This window comes from Arthrobacter globiformis (assembly GCF_030817195.1).
Lineage (GTDB): Bacteria > Actinomycetota > Actinomycetes > Actinomycetales > Micrococcaceae > Arthrobacter > Arthrobacter globiformis_D.
Window position 1 is genome coordinate 3,680,782 of record NZ_JAUSYZ010000001.1, and the last position, 17,732, is coordinate 3,698,513.

General features: G+C 64.7%; 16 protein-coding genes and 2 tRNA genes. 9 read left to right on the forward strand and 9 right to left on the reverse strand.

The window, feature by feature from the left end:
• Positions 1-129 precede the first annotated feature (129 nt).
• The 3 genes from QF036_RS16755 (at position 130) to QF036_RS16765 (ending at position 2,576) form a co-directional block, all read left to right on the forward strand.
• The gene (locus tag QF036_RS16755) at positions 130-1,161 is read left to right on the forward strand and encodes a sunset domain-containing protein (RefSeq protein ID WP_307103658.1); all 1,032 of its coding nucleotides are present in this window, start codon (positions 130-132) and stop codon (positions 1,159-1,161) included.
• A 40-nt stretch (positions 1,162-1,201) separates the two neighbouring features.
• Positions 1,202-2,383, forward strand: coding sequence for a PQQ-dependent sugar dehydrogenase (locus tag QF036_RS16760; protein ID WP_307103660.1), 1,182 nt, complete (start codon positions 1,202-1,204; stop codon positions 2,381-2,383).
• 117 nt (positions 2,384-2,500) lie between these two features.
• Positions 2,501-2,576, forward strand: a tRNA-Lys gene (locus QF036_RS16765).
• A gap of 832 nt (positions 2,577-3,408) precedes the next feature.
• On the opposite strand, the gene QF036_RS16770 is transcribed toward QF036_RS16765, so the two are convergent.
• Together QF036_RS16770 and QF036_RS16775 are read right to left on the reverse strand one after the other, a co-directional pair.
• On the reverse strand, positions 3,409-4,752 hold the full coding sequence (locus QF036_RS16770) for a polysaccharide deacetylase family protein (protein WP_307103662.1): 1,344 nt from the start codon (positions 4,750-4,752) through the stop codon (positions 3,409-3,411).
• Between the two features lie 195 nt (positions 4,753-4,947).
• On the reverse strand, positions 4,948-5,160 hold the full coding sequence (locus QF036_RS16775) for a hypothetical protein (protein ID WP_307103664.1): 213 nt from the start codon (positions 5,158-5,160) through the stop codon (positions 4,948-4,950).
• A 222-nt stretch (positions 5,161-5,382) separates the two neighbouring features.
• On the opposite strand from QF036_RS16775, the gene QF036_RS16780 reads away from it, so the two are divergent.
• Complete coding sequence (locus tag QF036_RS16780; protein ID WP_307103666.1) at positions 5,383-5,688, forward strand: hypothetical protein; 306 nt, start codon at positions 5,383-5,385, stop codon at positions 5,686-5,688.
• 568 nt (positions 5,689-6,256) lie between these two features.
• Here the strand turns inward: QF036_RS16780 and QF036_RS16785 are convergent.
• The 6 genes from QF036_RS16785 to QF036_RS16810 form a co-directional block, all read right to left on the reverse strand.
• The gene (locus tag QF036_RS16785; protein WP_307103668.1) at positions 6,257-7,291 is read right to left on the reverse strand and encodes a Gfo/Idh/MocA family oxidoreductase; all 1,035 of its coding nucleotides are present in this window, start codon (positions 7,289-7,291) and stop codon (positions 6,257-6,259) included.
• Between the two features lie 22 nt (positions 7,292-7,313).
• On the reverse strand, positions 7,314-8,240 hold the full coding sequence (locus QF036_RS16790) for an ATP-binding cassette domain-containing protein (RefSeq protein WP_306924264.1): 927 nt from the start codon (positions 8,238-8,240) through the stop codon (positions 7,314-7,316).
• A gap of 16 nt (positions 8,241-8,256) precedes the next feature.
• Entirely contained in the window at positions 8,257-9,306 is a 1,050-nt protein-coding gene (locus QF036_RS16795; RefSeq protein ID WP_306924266.1) for an ABC transporter permease, read from the reverse strand.
• Positions 9,307-9,360: 54 nt separating this feature from the next.
• A complete protein-coding gene (locus QF036_RS16800; protein ID WP_307103669.1) occupies positions 9,361-10,356 on the reverse strand; it encodes a substrate-binding domain-containing protein in 996 nt (331 codons plus the stop codon).
• A gap of 142 nt (positions 10,357-10,498) precedes the next feature.
• A complete protein-coding gene (locus QF036_RS16805) occupies positions 10,499-11,293 on the reverse strand; it encodes a TIM barrel protein (RefSeq protein ID WP_307103671.1) in 795 nt (264 codons plus the stop codon).
• On the reverse strand, positions 11,290-12,441 hold the full coding sequence (locus QF036_RS16810; protein WP_307103673.1) for a Gfo/Idh/MocA family oxidoreductase: 1,152 nt from the start codon (positions 12,439-12,441) through the stop codon (positions 11,290-11,292). Before QF036_RS16810 ends, QF036_RS16805 begins: the two co-directional genes overlap by 4 nt.
• A 109-nt stretch (positions 12,442-12,550) precedes the next feature.
• On the opposite strand from QF036_RS16810, the gene QF036_RS16815 reads away from it, so the two are divergent.
• The gene (locus QF036_RS16815) at positions 12,551-13,549 is read left to right on the forward strand and encodes a LacI family DNA-binding transcriptional regulator (RefSeq protein WP_307103675.1); all 999 of its coding nucleotides are present in this window, start codon (positions 12,551-12,553) and stop codon (positions 13,547-13,549) included.
• A 27-nt stretch (positions 13,550-13,576) separates the two neighbouring features.
• Here QF036_RS16815 and QF036_RS16820 read toward each other — a convergent pair whose 3' ends face one another.
• Positions 13,577-14,053: a MarR family winged helix-turn-helix transcriptional regulator gene (locus QF036_RS16820; protein WP_307105956.1), complete on the reverse strand. Its 477-nt coding sequence runs from the start codon at positions 14,051-14,053 to the stop codon at positions 13,577-13,579.
• 95 nt (positions 14,054-14,148) lie between these two features.
• On the opposite strand from QF036_RS16820, the gene bcp reads away from it, so the two are divergent.
• The 4 genes from bcp to QF036_RS16840 all read left to right on the forward strand — a co-directional run bounded on the left by bcp (position 14,149) and on the right by QF036_RS16840 (position 17,680).
• On the forward strand, positions 14,149-14,628 hold the full coding sequence (bcp, locus tag QF036_RS16825) for a thioredoxin-dependent thiol peroxidase (protein WP_307103677.1): 480 nt from the start codon (positions 14,149-14,151) through the stop codon (positions 14,626-14,628).
• A gap of 127 nt (positions 14,629-14,755) precedes the next feature.
• A tRNA-Leu gene (locus QF036_RS16830) sits at positions 14,756-14,837 on the forward strand.
• Positions 14,838-15,095: 258 nt separating this feature from the next.
• The gene (locus tag QF036_RS16835; protein ID WP_307103679.1) at positions 15,096-15,767 is read left to right on the forward strand and encodes a fasciclin domain-containing protein; all 672 of its coding nucleotides are present in this window, start codon (positions 15,096-15,098) and stop codon (positions 15,765-15,767) included.
• A 236-nt stretch (positions 15,768-16,003) separates the two neighbouring features.
• Positions 16,004-17,680, forward strand: a complete 1,677-nt coding sequence (locus tag QF036_RS16840) for an ABC transporter substrate-binding protein (protein WP_307103681.1) — start codon at positions 16,004-16,006, stop codon at positions 17,678-17,680.
• Positions 17,681-17,732 lie beyond the last annotated feature (52 nt).

Genomic DNA, 17,732 nt, shown 5'->3' on the forward strand with positions numbered 1-17,732 from the left:
TCTCACATCCTGGGATGGAGGCCCTGCCAGCCCTCGGCCCTGCTGGCGTTGACAAGCCTAGACAGCCCTATTGACAGCGACGTACCGTCAAGCAACGGCAACCTCGCGTGACGGATGAAAGGTTTTGCTATGGAGTGGATTATCTGGGTCATTGTCATTGTTTTGATCATCGCTATCGTCTGGTGGCTGCTGAACCGGAACTCACGGGGAACGGCAGCCGACGCGGCCAGGACCGAACAGGTGACGTCCCCGGCCGGAACCGCTTCCGCATCATCAGCCGTAAGGGCAGAGACGCCGTCGGCGGCTTCTGCCACCGCAGCGGCGGTGGGGCCTCCGTCAGACACCACCCGGACGGTACCGGAAACAGGCCGCTTGGCTGAACCGGCCGCCGAACCGGCCGCCAAACCGGACTTAGGCCCAGGACCGGCAGCCGCGGAAGCCGCGCCGCTGACGGGCCGGCCCGCCCCCGCAGCCGCGCGCCCGGAGCCCGAGGACGTGGAACCCGACATCGAATCCTGGCAGGCCGCCACCGCCCGGCCCTCCTCGGCGCGGCCCGCCGGAGGAGATGTTGACGACTGGGACGACGACGGGGACAAGGCCGAATGGGATGCCCAGTGGTCGGATGCGGGCAGTGCCGAGGCAGGCAGTTCGACCCCGCGGGCTGCGGCGCAGCCTGCCACCCCGACGCACCACGCCGAGTACACGGCCCCGCACTCCCCCACCCTGCCGGGCGCGGAATCGGCCGCGGCCGAAGCCCTGGACGCTGAGGCTGAGACCCAGCAGCGGATCCAGTCCTCCGCTGCGACGGAAGCCGGAGCCAGCCACGACGCCCCGCCCCACCACCGCGAACCCCAGCCTCACCACCTGGAACAGGGCTTCGGCGCGGAACGGGGTTTCGGCGAACAGCCCATCCCCCACAAGCAGGCGTCCGGTGAAGGCTCGGAAACCGCGGCGGACCACCCCTACGGCGAGGGTTCGGCCTCGCCGTACGCAGACGGCAGCGCCCCGGACGGATACGCCGTCAAGGGCGACGTCAGCGCGATGACCTATTACGACGAAGACAGCGCCGGCTACCAGGAAGCCAGGGCGGAAGTCTGGTTCCTTTCCCCGGCGCACGCCGAGGCTGCCGGGTTCCGGGCGCCCCGCCGGTCCCGGCGTTAACGCCCACGCGGCGGCGACAGACTGCGGCCGGAGGAAGCGAATGACACGCAGCCACCCCGGAAAGCCCGCAACGGCGGCCGCCGGCATGCCCCTGGCAGTGACCGCCCTGGCATTGTCCGCCCTCACGATGTCGCTGTCCGGGTGCACGGGCGACGGCGGTCAGCCCGTCCCGGGCAGCGGCACGCCGGGGACAAGCACCTCGGGCACCGGCACTTCAGAAACAAGTGCGCCCGCTGCTTCCGGTACGGCCGCACCATCGGCGCCACGGGCGCCGGAAGTGCGGAGCAGGATCGAGGGACTGCAGATTCCCTGGTCGACGGTGTTCCTGCCGGACGGCGCAGCAGTTATTTCCGAACGCGATTCCGCCCTGCTCAAGTCTGTGACGGACGGCAAGGTCAGCACCATCGGGGCCGTTCCCGGAGTCGTTCCCGGCGGTGAGGGCGGGCTGCTGGGCCTGGCTTTGTCGCCCGGCTTTGCCTCGGACCGCTATCTCTACGCCTACTTCACTTCGGCCGACGACAACCGGATTGCCCGCATGCGTTTGGAGGGCGCCGACGGGACTCTTCGGCTGGGCGAGCCGGAGGTGATCTTCTCCGGCATGTCCAAGGCCTCCACCCACAACGGCGGCAGGATCCGTTTCGGCCCGGACGGGTTCCTCTACGTCGGCACCGGCGACTCGCAGCGCCGGGAGCAGCCGCAGGACCGGAACGCCCTGGGCGGCAAGATCCTGCGGCTCACCAAGGACGGCGCCCCCGCGCCCGGCAATCCTTTCCCGAACAACCCCGTCTACAGCCTCGGACACCGGAACGTGCAGGGCCTGGCGTGGGACGGCCAGGGCAGGCTCTGGGCCAGCGAATTCGGACCCGACGTCAATGACGAACTCAACCTGATCCAGCCCGGCGGAAATTACGGGTGGCCCGAAGTCACCGGGGCACCCCACCGGGACGGCTTCATCGACGCCAAGGTTGTCTGGCCGTCAACGGCGGACTCCTCCCCCAGCGGACTCGAAATTGTTGGCAGCACGGCCTACCTCGGTGCCTTGAGGGGCCAGCGCATCTGGGCAGTCCCGCTCAACGGCGAAAATGCCGGCACTCCTGTGGGCTACTTCACACAGGAGTTCGGGCGAATTAGGAACGTTTCGCTGGCCCCGAACGGGGATTTGTGGGCCCTCAGCAACAACCAAAACCCTGATTTCGCGCTGATTTTGAGGGTTCCACGCTAGCGGAGGGACCTTCCACGCCCCTCGATTTCACACTGGCCAAAACTTCGTGTAGAGTTTCATGTCGTTGCGGAGGTCAACGAGGGAAACAAAAGCCCACGGATGAACGAAACAGCAGATGCACCTCTAGCTCAATTGGCAGAGCAATTGACTCTTAATCAATGGGTTCCGGGTTCAAGTCCCGGGGGGTGCACCACCGAAAAGGCCCCGACCAGCGGAAACGCGTGGTCGGGGCCTTCTTCTTTGCTGACCCAAGAGCTTTCTGGCAGGTCACAGGCGCTGTCGGTCTCATCGCCGTCTTCGCCCACGGCGGACTTGTCGTTCCGTGGGCGAAGACGGCGATAGAGCCCTGTGGAAGCCAAGACAGTCAGCCCGTAATCCAATGAGTGGCTCCCCATTTCTGAGGACGAGCCCGCACAGGCCGCCTGCTACTCTTACCAAGGCGCCAGGCATCCCCCAACCGTCGTGGCGCCTGCTTGGAGGAAGCCCCTGCATCAACCCCAAAAGGATGCGGGGGCTTTCTGCCACTGCGGAAGCTCTTCGGAACCTACTGTTGGAGCGGCAGGTAACTGCGGACCAATTGCGTGGGCCGTGCGCTACCTGTCAATTTCGCAAGCGGTTCCCAGCGTCACACGCTCTTGCCACCAGGACGGCTGGGGCGAGTAAAGAGTTGCTTAGCGGCCATCCGCTGTAAGTTTGGTAGCTTCGGGAGAGAACAATTACGCTCTACACTGCGTTCGCTCTGGCGTCGGCCGCGCCACTTGGAAATGGTCGTTGCACTCTTCGCAGAAGACATCGTCTGCATGCTTGCCGCAGCACTGGCAACGGTGTTCCAACGCTTGGGAATCTGTGATGTAAGAAGCCATACGCAATACTGCTCCTGCCCGTCGGGAGTCACAAAGCGTAGTCATTACCTGTCTTTTCGTGTCTGGACTACTTGCTTTTGCGGCTCCCGCCACTGGTAGCGTCATGAGCCCTCGGCCATCAGCCACGGGAACTTGGCGTCGTCCTGGGCAAGGAGCAACAGCCTAAGCGGCGAGGAGTTGCGGCTCCTGCACATGCAGTTCTCCCCCGCTAAGGGGCGTGATCTGGACCCGGACGATACTGGTTCCGGTGAGAGGCAGCGCAAGATACTGGTGCACCAGCCGAAAATCGGCTGACGCTGGCAATGAAATTTCCCTGGTCACACGGAGATGTCCAGGGAAATGAACATCGAATACTTCTATTCTGACTCGGGTGCCTTGTGGAGACCGGAAGGGTATACGAAGCTGCCGTACAGAACCGGCGTGGTCTCCGATAAGCACGTCCTTGAATAACGCAGCCGATTGGGCCCCGCGCCGGGCGTACCACGCAGCTGGTTCTTTTTGGAGGATCCAGCGGGCTGCCGAGCCGTTCCACCCGTTCCAGCCGCTCTTGAAGCTTGACGTGCCAGATAAGAGGTTATGTCGAATCGAACCCGAGAAGCTGGACATCATGAGCCCAGTCACAGTAAGAATCTCCAAGCGGCCCGCATCCCGCTCTGCTGCACACCAAGCCATGAACTGCTCAATGGCTTGGAGGCCCGCCGTGTCGAGCGAACTGGGGTGATACATGAAGCTGACACCACGGCCTAGCTGTCCGGCAGCCTGAACAAATAAAGGACCACGCCGCGCGAAGACCGCCGCATCCAACCCGACGTGAACGTTTCCCATGCTGTCAAGCGGATCGCCGGACATCGACCAGTATCCTGGCGTATAACCCGTCGACAGCGCGTGTTCCTGCAAGATCAGTCTGCCTGCTAAATACCGCTGAAACGACGAGGGCGCCAGGCCGCCATTGAAGCCTTGGTAGCCAGTGCCGCCAACGCCGGGCGGGACGAACAGCTCGATCGGCAGTTTTGGCAAGGACATGCTGAGCTTGGCCTTGGAGTGAACAATCTCGTTCCGCAGATCCTGGCTCGTGGGTGCGTCGCGATGCGTGGCTCCATGATTGGCAACTTCAAAACCGTTTTCTAGCGCCATCCGCTGAAGGGCCGGAAAAGACATGCTGGTGCTTCCGTTCACACCTGCTTCGATGCTGAACATTTGCGACATTGCGGCGACGGTGACGGGGATTTGGTACTTCCGATGAAACGGCAGGAGGTTCTGGATGAACTTGTTTAGATGATGGTCACATCTGAAGGCGACAGCTACCTTCCCGGACGTTCCAATCGGACCACCCCTCCGCCGTACGAATGCATCCACTAGCGGCTGGTTGACGGTGAACTGCCGCGCGCCAGGGACAACCAGGGCTGCTGCATCGGAGCGCGAACCTGAGAAGGTGGCACCCAGCCCGGCGATTGCCCCTGCCGAAAGTAAGTGACGGCGGCTGATGAGCCGAGGGTCCGGACTCACTGCAGGGCTCCATGCGCTAAAGGGCCATTGGCGCGCTTTGACGTATCAACCATACGCCGATGCTAATGCCCGGCAAGTCGGGGGAGAAGTCTGAGCGATATCCCGTTGCCCTGCCGTGCAACCGCCGGGCAGTTTCCTGCAGGCGAACGGTATCCCGCCGGGTCAAACGGCAGCCCTGGCCTTCAGTCCCCGGCTTCAGGCTCCCCCGGCATCCGGCGCACTGCCGGAAGAACCCCTGCCCTGCAGCTCGCTGCTGACCAAATGCTTCCGGCCAGGCAAGTCAGTATTGCCCAGCCGCTCCAGGATGTACTTGCCGGCCTGGACCCCCACCGCAAGATTGCCGTTGTCCACAGAGCTCAGGGACAGGTGGCGAATGCGGGCCAGATACGTGTTGTCGTAGCCAACCACGGGAGACTGCTGCCTTTGCCGCCAAGCAGGCGGTGCCTGTCATGGTGGACTTCAACCGCCGCTTTGACCGCGACTATGCCGAGCTCAAACGGATAGTCGATGCCGGGGAAATCGGTGCTGTGGAGCTGATCCAGCTCACCAGCCCCGGCCCGGCCATGGTGCCGCTCGCCTACATCGCCACGTCAGGCGGCCAGAGGCGCGACCCGACGGTTCACTTCTTCGATGTCCCTCCGGCTTCCCGGCGGCGCGCTGGTCCAAATCGATTGCGCGCGCCGCACCGGGTACAGCTACGACGAGCGGATTGAAATCATGGGATCAGAGGACATGGCCGAGGCCGGCCGCCACCGTTTGGGCGCGGTGTCCCGCTACTACTCAGGGAAGGTGGTGGACGACGGCATGCATCCCGGCTGGTTCGAACGGGTCCAGCCGACCTACGGGGCCGCCCTGAGCCACTTCGTGGCCGCATTGGAGAACGGAACTGCAGCCACGGCGGCCCGGCCTTCGCGCCGTCACTCCAGGATGGCCTGAAGGCCCAGGCCATTGCCGAAGCGGCAACCCTGTCCCTGCGCTCGGGAAAACCGGGACGATCCAGTACTGATTCCATGCCGGTGCCGGGCGCTGGGCCGCGCGGCAGGGCACCGTCACCTGGGGGCCTGCATTATTTCTGAACGGCCGCCCCGGCAGGTGTTGCCCGCGGCCATGCCTCGCCGCGGTTCCGTGACTTGGCGGGAGCATGGGCGATCAAGGCCAGCCTCGCGCCGATGAGGACGAGGTCCTTCATATCGGCAACCGGCGATAGGCCTGCCACTTTCAGTGCACCGAACCACATGAACAGGACTCCAAGCAGAATACGCAGCGAGGGCAACGCCGCCGGGCGCAGCACCTGGACGAGGCGGGCATCGGCAGCACCCCAAGGCGCACCAGCAGCCCACCCCCCCGCGCAGCAAAGTTTTCATCGTGCTCCCTCCCTGACCTTGGGGACAGCCGCCTCCCCGCTTATTGGATGCAGGGAGGCTACGGGAAGGCCCTTGTGTTTTTCTTTGGCACGCAGCCGCGGGGCGGGTCCCCGCAGATGCCACGCCAGGCTCTTCCCGCGTCAGCCCGCCTCCTGGAGCGCGACCCGCACGGGCTCCCCGGACTGCAGTGACGCCTGGGCCGCGTCCGCCACCATGGACGCTGCGACGGCGTCCTCCGGCGTACACGGGTTCTGCCGCTTCCCCAGCACCAGTTCCACGAAGGCCGCCATCTCCGCACGGTACGCCGTGTGGAACCGCTCGGCGAACGTCCTGTGCGGCGGCCCCGCCGGGAAACCCACCCCGGGTTCGGCGGAGGTCATCGCCATTTGCTCATCCATCCCCACCATGACGGAGCCGGCGGACCCCTGGAGTTCCAGCCGGACGTCGTGTCCTGCCCCGTTGTAGCGGGTGGCCGAGACGGTGCCTACGCTGCCGTCGTCGAACGTCACCACGGCCAGCGCCGTATCCACGTCGCCGACGGCGCCGATTGCCGGGTCACCGTTGTTGGAACCCTTGGCGAAGACCTCCACGATTTCCTTGCCGGTGAGCCAGCGGAGAATGTCGAAGTCGTGGACGGAGCAGTCGCGGAAGAGCCCGCCGGACGTCGCGAGGAACTCCACCGGCGGCGGCGTCATGTCGCACGTCACCGCCCTGACCGTGTGAAGCCATCCCAGCTCCCCGGCGTCGAAGGCGCGCTTGGCCTCCAGGTAACCCGGGTCGAACCGGCGCTGGTGTCCGATCTGCACAGTGCCGCCCGTGGCGCGGATATGGTCGAGGACAGGCAGTGATTCCTCGACGTTCACGGCCACAGGCTTTTCGCAGAACACCGGGATCCCGGCGTCCACACCGGCCCTGATCAGGGCCGGATGCGTGGCCGTTCCGGTAGCGATGACCAGCCCGTCGATGCCGGAGTCAAGCAGGGCTTCAACGGAGGGAAGGAACCCGGCGCCGATTCCGCCGGCCAGCGAGCGGGCGTGTTCTGCGGCAACGTCGGTCAGCTTGAGGTGCACCGGGGCGCCCTGCGGCCCCATCAGCTCATTGAGGCCGGTGATGTTCCGGGCGTGCATGGCGCCGATTCGGCCCACTCCCACGAGTCCGAGAGTTACTTCTGTCATGCTGGTCCTTGTCACGGCTCCCCTACTTCGACGCCCGGCGGGCGTCGGCCGTGGAGTCAGCCACGTCGGCGACTTCGGCCTGCACTTCCTTGACCACGTCGCCGTGCCCGCCGAGCTGTTCGAGTTCGTGGGCGAGTTCCGCGAGTTCGGCGCCGCCGGCCATTTGGGCGGTGAGTTCGTCGAGGGTGATGTCCTTCTTGTCGTAATAGCCGATCGATCTGCCGCGTTTGAGCAGCAGGAAGCGGTCCCCGACCGGGAAGGCATGGTGGGGGTTGTGGGTGATGAAGATGACGCCCAGTCCCCGATCGCGAGCCTGCAGGATGTAGCGCAACACGACGCCCGACTGCTTGACGCCGAGCGCTGCCGTTGGCTCGTCCAGGATCAGGACCTTCGCCCCGAAGTAGACGGCGCGGGCGATCGCGACGCACTGGCGTTCACCGCCGGAGAGCTGCCCGATGGGCTGTTCGACGTCGCGCAGGTCGATGCCCATATCGGCAAGTTCTTTTTTGGTGATGTCCTTCATGGCCTGGACGTCCATGCGCTTGAACAGGCCGAAGCCGGTGGTCAGCTCGGAGCCGAGGAAGAAGTTGCGCCAGATGGGCATCAGGGGGACGACGGCGAGGTCCTGGTAGACGGTGGCGATGCCGGCGTCCAGTGCATCGCGGGGCGAATCGAATTTCCGTTCTTCGCCCATGATGTGGAGCACGCCTTCGTCGTGCTGGTGCAGGCCGGCGATGATTTTGATCAGAGTGGATTTGCCGGCGCCGTTGTCGCCAAGGACGCAAGTGACCCGGCCGTTGTCCACGGCCATGGTGACGTCCGTGAGGGCGACGATGTTCCCGTAATGCTTTCCCACATTCTCAAGCGAAAGCAGGTGCACGGGGGTGTGGGTCAGCGGGTCTTTTTCTTCTTTCAGCAGTGTCTGCTGATCGATCCGGTGTGCATTCATTGGTGTTCGGCCCCTTCTACTTCAGTTCGGCGCGGCGCTTGACGATCAGGTTCACGATGGTGGCCAGGAGCAGCATCAGGCCCAGGAAGAACTTGAACCAGTCCGGGTTCCACTGCGCGTACACGATGCCCTTGTTGGCCATGCCGAAGATGAATGCGCCGATGGCACCGCCAACGGCAGATCCGTATCCGCCGGTGAGCAGGCAGCCACCGATGACGGCAGCGATGATATAGAGGAATTCGTTGCCCACACCCTCGCCGGACTGGACGGCGTCGAACGCGAACAGGTTGTGCATGCCTAGGATCCAGCCGCAGAAACCGACCGCCATGAACAGGCCGATCTTTGTCGCTTTGACAGGGACGCCCACGGCGCGGGCGGCGTTGGCGTCACCGCCGACCGCGAAGATCCAGTTGCCCACCTTGGTGCGCAGCAGCACCCAGGATGCCACGGCAACCAAGGCGATCCAGATGAAGACGGTGTTTTTGACATCCACCCCGGCGATGTTTACCGAGGAGGCAAAGATGGCACGAGCCGCCTGGTAGCCGTCCATGGTGGAGATGGACGGGGAGGACACGCCGCCACCGATCATGCGGGTCAGGCCAAGATTAAGGCCGGTCAGCATCAGGAACGTCGCGAGCGTGACGATGAAGCTGGGCAACTTGGTCTTCATCAGGATCCAGCCGTTGATGTACCCGATGCCGAGCGAGACCACGAGGGCCAGGATCACCCCGACCCAGACGTTCATACTGAAGTACCAGCTGAACATCGACGCTGTGAGGGCGGAACTGATGACTGCAACGCCTGTGGAAAGGTCGAACTCGCCGCCAATCATCAGCAGGGACACACCCACGGCCATGATGCCGATGGTGGAACTGCCGTAAAGCACTGTGGCGAAGGCATTCGGCTGGATGAACGTCTGCGATACCGAGGCGAAGAAGACGAAGAGGACGATCGCGCCGACGAGGGCGCCAACTTCCGGGCGTCCGAGCAGCTTCTGCAGGGGGTTACGTTTTGCAACGCGCTCATCTGCCACAGCTGGTTTTGTCATTGTTGGGGTCATGGTCATGATGGTTCTCCTTGCTTCCGGGCCCGGCGTTGGCCGGGCCCGGCTGGCGGGCTGTTAGCGGATGCCGTCCTTGGCGAACTTGAGGACGTCATTGGCTGCTGCCTTGTCGACGATGGACGGGCCGGTCAGCACGGGCTGCCCGCCGCCGATCTTGAATCCACCGCGCTTGGCCTGCCACAGTGCATCAATTGAGCCGTAGCCCTGCAGCCACGGCTGCTGGTCAACTGTAAAAATGACATCTCCGTCGGCAATTTTCTGGGCGAGCTCAGGGTTCATGTCGAACGAGGCCACCTTGGCCTTGCTGCCGGCGCCGGTCACGGCCTTCAGGATGGTCAATGTGTAGGGCGCACCCAAGCCAACGATGGCATCGGCATCAGCAGTAGCCTGCAGTTTGGCGGTAACCGTGGAGGAAACCTGGGCCATGTCAGTACCGGGAACGTACAGGATCTCCGTTCCCGCCACCTTTTCCTTGACCCCTGCGCAGCGGGCCTCCAGACCCACATGCCCCTGCTCTTGGATGACACAGATGGGGTGTTTGAGGCCCAGTTCGCTGAGCTTCGTTCCGACGGCGACGCCAGCGAGCTTTTCGTTTGACCCGAAGTGGGTGAAGGCGCCCAATTGTGCAGAGACCGATTCGCCGGCATTAAGGCTGACTACAGGAATACCCGCGTCCGTGGCCTTCTTGAGGGAGTCCTTCAACGCGTCCGGCTTAGCCAGTGTCACGGCAATGCCGTCCACCTTCTGATCAATCGCCTGCTGGACAAGCTGTGCCTGGCGTCCGCCTTCGGGGTCCGAGGTGTAGAGCAGCTCCACATTGTCCTTGGCTGCGGCTTCCTCAGCGCCCTTGCGGACAATGTCCCAGAAGGTGTCCCCGGGAGCGGCATGCGTGATGAGGGCGACCTTGATGCGCGGCGTCGACGCGGCCTGGCCGCCGGCCGCGGCATTTCCGTTTTCCGCCGGCCTTCCGCCGGTGGATGAGCAGGCGCTGAGGGCCATCATCGGCACGACCGCGGCAACCAGCGCCGCCTTCCGCCATGAAAATTTCTTCACCGAAAATCTCCTTTGATCCGGGCTTCGGCCGTGCCAGGTCGCAGCAGCAGCCGAAATGTTGATATCTCCGATCATCGTGACTCGGATCACCATTGTCAACGTTTGTCCTAACATTAGGACGATAATAGTTTTGGCCGTGTGACTAACCCGCCACGAAAGCGTGCCGGAAGGCGGAGAGGGCCTGGTCCCCCGATGCCAGCCCGGGCCCACCCGAGGCACCCGCTTCCAGCCCGATGACGCCCGCGTAGCCTGCCTCGGCGAGCGCCCCGGCAATGGCGCCGTAGTTGATCTCCCCCGTTCCGGGCTCGAACCGGCCCGGAACGTCGGCCACCTGGATTTCCCCGATCCAAGGCAGAGCTCCGCGGACAAGTTCAATCAGGTTTCCCTCGCCGATCTGGGCATGGTAAAGATCCAGCATCATCCTCACGTGCGGGTGGTCAGCTGCGGACACCAGCGCCAGGGTGTCCTTGGCCCGGGCCAGCGGTATGCCCGGGTGGTCCAGGACCGTGTTGAGATTTTCAAGCGCAAAGACCACTCCATGCCGTTCACCGAGCCGGCCCAGCCGCTCCAGGGTGCGCAGCCCGGTCAGCCACATCTGTCCGGTGGAGCGGTGGAGCGGCCGCACGGCGACCCCGCCGTCGCCAAGTTCCGCCGGATGAACAACCATCCGCTCGACACCCAGCTCAAGCGCGGTCGGAATGAGTTTCTCCGCCGATTCAACAACCCGGTCCGCACTGTCCGGGTCGATGAGGCTGCCGCCGAAGTATCCGCTCATGGAAGAAAATCGGGCACCCGTTGCGGCCAGTGCTGGAATGTCCCGGTTCCGCGTGTCCCAAAGTTCCACCTCGAACCCCTGCTCATGAATGCGCTGCACCCGCTCGATGAGGGACAACTCGCCGTAGATCATCTCGGCGCACGCTGCCAGCCGGAAGCTCATGCGCCCGGCCCCGCAGGCTGGGCTCCCGTGAGCTGCCGCCCCGCCAGCCGCAGCCCCGGCTCCGCCGCTTGCAGATGTGCCACAGCCGAAACGTCCACCGGGAGGCCAGATTCGTGCGACCGGATCGCCGCCAGCGCCACCGCCAGCGCGTTGCGGGCATCAATGCCGCCCGGAACCGCCATTCCGCCCGGCGCGCGTCCGGCCCGGCGGGCCGCAACGCCGTCGACGAACCGGGCGAGTTCCGCGGTATACGCGTCATGGAAGAGATCAATGTTCAGCCGCACGGTGTCTGAGGCAATGCCTGCGGCCGTGTAGCTCACGGCGCTTGATGCCTGCGGCCCGCCCGCAGAGACCATTCCGGCCGACCCGAAGACTTCACCCCGCACGTCGTAGCCATACAGAGCATTGAAGTTGGCTTCGGCCACCGCGATGGCGCCATTGCTGTACGTTACCGTGACCACCGCAGTATCCAGCAGGCCCCCGGCTTTCGCTTCGGGGGCGACCAGCGCGTCAGCCACCGCATGCACCTTCACCGGAACCGCGCCCGGGTTCAGCCAGTTCAGGGTGTCGAAATCATGGATCAGCGTTTCCAGAAAGATCGTTCCGGGCGCGATCCGCTCCGGGGAGGCGATTCCAGCCGCAGTACCAGGGTCCCGGGTGAGGGACCGGAGGAGCTGTGGGGTGCCTACTGCGCCCTCGTCGATAAGTTTCCTTGCGGCGGCGAAGTCCGCAGCGAAGCGCCGGTTGAAGCCAAACTGGACATTGACCCCGGCGTCGTCTACAGCGGCCAGGGCCTCGTCCAGTTCTACGACAGTGCGGCCGCCCGGCTTTTCGCAGAACACGTCCTTCCCTGCCCGGGCCGCAGCCGCGATAAGGCCTGAATGGAACCTTGCAGGCGATGCCACGAGGACCCCATCAATGTCGGGGTCATTAATCACGTCCGCCGGATCTGCCGTGATTCTGGCAACGCCGAGCTTGCCCGCCAAGGCCCCGGCGGCGGGAAGCGCGGGGTCAGCGATGGCATCCAGCCGCGCATGGGGAATCCGGCGGGCCACGGACTCGGCATGGAAGGCGCCGATCCAGCCGGCTCCAATCAGGCCGAGACGAACGGGGTGGTTGTCACTGGCCGGTTGCTGGACGTAAGTCATGATTCAGTCCTCTTCTCAGAATTCTAGATCGTTCTAGTGGACTGATGGTGGCACAACTTTTGGTTTTATGTCTAGATCGTTCTATAGACTTCTGGCAGCAAGGAGGCACATGACTGAACAGCAACGGCGCCCCACCCTGATGGACGTAGCCGACGCGGCCGGCGTATCACGGGCCCTGGTTTCCATCGTGATGCGCGGCGCGCCCGGCGCGGCAGAAGCCACGAGGCAGAAAGTGCTCGACGCCGCGCGCGAGCTCGGCTACCGGCCGGACAGCCGCGCGCGGCTGCTGCGCAGTACCCGGACCAAACTCCTGGGCCTCAGTTTCTCCACAGCCCACGCGTTCCACGCCGAAATTGTGGACGCCGCGTACGCCGAGGCCGGAGCCAAAGGCTACGAACTCGCACTGGGCGGCGTCACCAGTGGCAGGCCCGAGGCCCGGACGATCGAGGCTCTCCTGGATTTCGGCTCCGAGGCGCTGATCCTGATCTCGCCCACGCTCAGCAGCGATGAATTGGCGCGGTATGCCGGCCAGGTGCCGGTGGTGAGCCTCCTCCGGAACGACGTCGGCGACGCCACCGACTCCGTGAGTAGTGATGATTACGAGGGCATCCGGTTGGCGGTGGAGCACCTTGTGTCCCTGGGGCACCGGAGGATCGTCCATATCGACGGCGGTTCCGCGGTCTCTGCCGAACCGCGCCGGGCTGCCTTCCGGGCGGAGATGGAACGCCGCGGCCTGGAGCCGGCCATCATTGCCGGCGGCGCGATGGAGGAAGACGGGATGACCGCCGGCAATTCCCTCGGCCCGGTCATGCCGACAGCCGTCATCGCCTTCAACGACCGCTCAGCCCTCGGGGTCATCGAGAGCCTCCGGTCACAGGGGCAACGGGTCCCGGCGGATGTGTCAGTGCTGGGCTACGACGACAGCCAGTTCGCACGGCTCAGCTATGTCCAGCTGTCCTCGATCAGCCAGGACGCGCCACAGCTTGCCGCCGCGGCCGTGGACCGCGCCGTGGCGCGGATTGAAGGAACCCAGCCGGCCGGGCATGTTGTGCGGACCCCGCACCTGGTGGCGCGCAGGACCACTGCCACTCCCCCTGCCGGCGGGTAGCCGCCGATGCCGGGAATGAGCCTCGAGCTAGGAATTGGCTTCGACAGTCAGCCCGGAGTCGGCGCTGGCAACGATGGCGTTGGTCTCCGGCGATGCGAAGCGCTTAGCCAGCTCCCGGACCACAGCCTGAAGTTCCTGGCGGAGCAGATCCGGGTCAATGGACGCTGCGGCGAGGACCGACCGTTCCATGTCTGCTGCAGCCATGACGGCTTCGGTGCCCCGCTCCGTGAGCGATACGACGTGGCTGCGCCGGTCCGAAGTGCTGCGCTGGCGCACAATATGCCCGTGCGACTCGAGGCGGCTCAGCGTTTTGCCCATGGTCTGGGCCTGCACTCGGACAAGCTGGGCCAGCTGCGCCTGGGTCATGGGGCCACTGTTGTAGAGCACCTCGATGGCGATAACGCCGGCATGGGTCAGGCCAATGGCGCCCAGCTTCTCGTTCCATGAGTGCTCAACGAGGCGGGCCGCCGTGGACAAGAGACGCCCTGTGGGCCAGCGATCCATATCAGGCATACCACTAAGTATAACTAAGCCTGATTAGTACCCGACACGAAGCCTTACTAAGCTGGCATGTCCTGCACCAAAACAAGGAGACAACGTTGGCTGAAAAACTTACGCCGGGTGACACCGCCCCCGGCTTCACACTGAAGGACGCAACGGGAGCGGAGGTCAGCCTCAGCGATTACCGCGGGCGGAACACCATAGTTTATTTCTACCCGGCCGCCGCCACGCCCGGATGCACCAAGCAGGCCTGCGACTTCCGGGACAGCCTGGCATCCCTCCAGGCCGCCGGCTACGAAGTGCTGGGGATTTCGCCTGACCCGGCGGGCAAGCTGGCCAGTTTCGCCGACGCCCAGGGCCTCACCTTCCCGCTCCTGTCGGACGAGGACCATGCGGTTGCCGAGGCATACGCCGCGTGGGGCGAGAAGAAGAACTATGGCCGGACCTACGAGGGCCTCATCCGTTCCACCGTGGTGGTGGACCCGGACGGCAAAGTTGCCGTGGCCCAGTACAACGTCCGGGCCACCGGGCATGTCGCCAAGCTGCGCAAGGACCTCAAGCTCGAAGAGGTTGGATAACCCTCGCCTGACAGACGGGCCGCACCTGCCGCAAGGACCGCACAGGTGACGGTACAATTGAGGCTGGCATCCGCCGTCGTACGTTTTCTGCTGCTGACAGCTCGCAGGGCGCACCAGGCGGAGCCGGGCGCGAGTGGTGAAATTGGCAGACACGCAGGATTTAGGTTCCTGTGCCTTCGGGCGTGGGGGTTCAAGTCCCCCCTTGCGCACAACAGCAATAAGCTGGGAAATCCCGGGCTACGGCCCGGGATTTCCCCGTTTAACCGGCCACTGCCAACGGGCGGCCACCAGGCTGCCGGAAAATCTTTCCCGGTTCACCCATCCGCTGCCGCCGACCAGGCGAATACCCAGTGAGACACCGCCCACTGTCCCACAACCCGGGCCGGTGTCCCACAGTCGGAAAGGATCGCCGGAGGACGCCATACTCCCTCCGGTCCCGTTCGTTGGCACAACTAAGGAGAATCGAAATGCAGTCTTCCAAGCGCTCAACCTTCACCGTCGCAGGCATTGCAGCCGCCGCTCTGCTGAGCCTCACCGCTTGCGGCGGCGCCGCCGGCACGTCCAGCAGTTCGCCGGCCGCCGCCGAGCCGTCTGCCTCCAGCATGGCGCCATCGCCGTCTGAGACGTCGGCGGCGGCCATGGATCCGGCCGCAGACCTTGCCGGGCCCGGCTGTGCCGACTACGCCAAACAGGTTCCCAGCGGCAAGGGTTCCGTCGCCGGCATGGCCCTGGATCCCGTGGCTGTCGCCGCCTCGAACAACCCATTGCTGAAGACGCTGACAGCCGCGGTCTCCGGCAAGCTGAACCCGAAGGTCGATCTCGTTGACACGCTGAACGGCAGCGAGTTCACGGTGTTCGCGCCGGTTGACGATGCCTTCGCCAAGGTCGATGCGGCAACGATCGAGACCCTCAAGAAGGACGACGCCCTGTTGAGCAAGATCCTCACCTACCACGTGGTTCCGGGCCAGATCACCCCGGACAAGATCGTGGGCACGCACAAGACCGTGCAGGGCGGACCGGTAACCGTCACCGGGACCAAGGATGCCCTTAAAGTGGACGGCGCCAACGTGATCTGCGGCGGCGTCCAGACGGCGAACGCCACCGTTTACCTCGTGGATTCGGTGCTGATGCCCAAGTAATTGCTGAGTCCGGCCCGGGACCCGTCCCGGGCCAGGACCGCGGTCCGCACCCGAGAGTGCGGACCGCGGTCTTTTGCTGTGCCGGCCCGTGCGCCGCCAGGCGCTCCGTCCGGCCGCCATCCGCCTCGGCGTGTCCTGGCTCACGCGTAAGCCATGGGTCCGCAATCCGTCAATTAGACTGGGTGGCGGGCAGCAGCCGCCCACGCGCACCCCAGCAGTCCAGAGGTGGTAATCGAGTGCCCAGCAGCAGTATCCCGCGCCGTACAGCCCTCAAGACCGGCGCCGTCCTTCTGGGCCTGTCCCTAACTTCCTGCACGAGCGAGGCTGAGCCCACGCCGTCGTCCGCCGCGGCAAGCACCACAACAGCCGCCGCTGCCCCTTCTGAGACCTTCACATTCGGCACAGCCTCGCAGCCTCTGGGCCTGGACCCCGCCCTGGCCAACGACGTCGAATCGCAGCGGGTCACGCGGCAGGTCCTGGAAGGACTTGTAGGCGTCGACCAGACAACGGGCGAGCCCACGCCGCTGTTGGCAACGGAGTGGACGCAATCAGCCGACGGCATGTCCTACACCTTCACCCTTCGCCCTGGCATCAGGTTTCACGATGGTTCCCCTTTCAACGCCGACGCCGTCTGCACCAATTTCGACCGCTGGTTCAACTTTTCCGAGGCACTCCGGAAGCAGGCTCCGGGTACTTCGTTCAAGGGAGTCTTCAAGGAACACGCCGACCATGCGGAGCTTTCCGTCTTCAAATCCTGCACCGCCCTGTCGGCACTGCGGGTGCGGATAAGCCTCACGGAGCGCTTCACCGGATTCCTCCAGGCCCTGACCCTTCCCGCGTTTGCCATGTCCTCCCCCAAGGCACTCGCCGCCGGAAAGGCCGACCATCTCAGCCTGCGGCGCGGCGGCCAGGCACTGTCCGCCTACGCCACCCATCCCGTGGGCACCGGCCCCTTCCGCTTCTCCGCGTGGGACAGCGCGGGCGTCACTCTCGCGGACAACAAGGAGTACTGGGGCACCCGGGGACAGATTGCCACCCTCAGGTTCGTCACCTACGACCACCCGCAGACGCGGCTGCAGGCCCTGCTGGACGGCAGGATCGACGGCTATGACGCCGTGACGGTGGGGAACTTCGACCAGCTGGTCAAACGCGGCATGCAGATCATCCAGCGGGACCCGTTCTCCGTGATGTATCTGGGCATGAACCAGGAAATTCCCGTGCTGAAGGACCTCAAGGTCCGCCAGGCCATCGAGCTGGCCATCGACAAAGACACGCTCATCAGGCGCTTCTTCATCGACAACACGTCCCAGGCTTCACAGTTCGTTCCGCCCAAGCTGAGCGGGTTCAACAACAATGCACCCGCGCTCGGCCATGATCCCCGCAAGGCCAAGGAGCTCCTGGCAGAGGCCGGCTACAAGGGCCAGGCCCTGAAGTTCTACTACCCCATGAACGTCACGCGCCCCTACCTGCCCACGCCGGAGAAGGTCTATGCGGAGCTCAGCCGCCAGCTCACGGCAGTCGGGCTGAACATCCAGCCCGTCCCCGTGGACTGGACGGACGGCTACCTGCAGAAGGTAAAGAACCCCGGCGACCATGCCCTGCACCTGCTCGGCTGGAACGGCTCCTATTCCGACGCGGACAACTTCCTCGCGCCGCTCTTCGGCGAGAAGAACGGCGAGTTCGGCTACCAGGACCCGCAGGTGTTCTCCAAGATCGACCGCGCCCGCGGGCTCCCGGACGGCCAGGAGCGCACGCAGCAGTACCAGACAATCAACGCCCAGATCGCGGAGTCGTTGCCTGCCGTCCCCATTGCTTTCCCGATCTCCGCCCTGGCCCTGTCCGACCGGGTGGTCAGCTATCCGGCCTCGCCGGTATTAAATGAAGTTTTCACCAAGGTCCAGCTGAGGCCTTGACGCCGGGGCGCAATTTCAGTTAGTGGGCGGTGCAGGGATATTCTGTGACAGC

Bases quoted from the DNA above. Each gene is read 5' to 3' on its own strand.
- QF036_RS16755 (WP_307103658.1), top strand. From the start codon at position 130: ATGGAGTGGATTATCTGGGTCATTGTCATTGTTTTGATCATCGCTATC.
- QF036_RS16760 (WP_307103660.1), top strand. From the start codon at position 1,202: ATGACACGCAGCCACCCCGGAAAGCCCGCAACGGCGGCCGCCGGCATG.
- QF036_RS16780 (WP_307103666.1), top strand. From the start codon at position 5,383: ATGTCCCTCCGGCTTCCCGGCGGCGCGCTGGTCCAAATCGATTGCGCG.
- QF036_RS16785 (WP_307103668.1), bottom strand. From the start codon at position 7,291: ATGACAGAAGTAACTCTCGGACTCGTGGGAGTGGGCCGAATCGGCGCC.
- QF036_RS16790 (WP_306924264.1), bottom strand. From the start codon at position 8,240: ATGAATGCACACCGGATCGATCAGCAGACACTGCTGAAAGAAGAAAAA.
- QF036_RS16795 (WP_306924266.1), bottom strand. From the start codon at position 9,306: ATGACCATGACCCCAACAATGACAAAACCAGCTGTGGCAGATGAGCGC.
- QF036_RS16805 (WP_307103671.1), bottom strand. From the start codon at position 11,293: ATGAGCTTCCGGCTGGCAGCGTGCGCCGAGATGATCTACGGCGAGTTG.
- QF036_RS16810 (WP_307103673.1), bottom strand. From the start codon at position 12,441: ATGACTTACGTCCAGCAACCGGCCAGTGACAACCACCCCGTTCGTCTC.
- QF036_RS16815 (WP_307103675.1), top strand. From the start codon at position 12,551: ATGACTGAACAGCAACGGCGCCCCACCCTGATGGACGTAGCCGACGCG.
- QF036_RS16820 (WP_307105956.1), bottom strand. From the start codon at position 14,053: ATGGATCGCTGGCCCACAGGGCGTCTCTTGTCCACGGCGGCCCGCCTC.
- QF036_RS16835 (WP_307103679.1), top strand. From the start codon at position 15,096: ATGCAGTCTTCCAAGCGCTCAACCTTCACCGTCGCAGGCATTGCAGCC.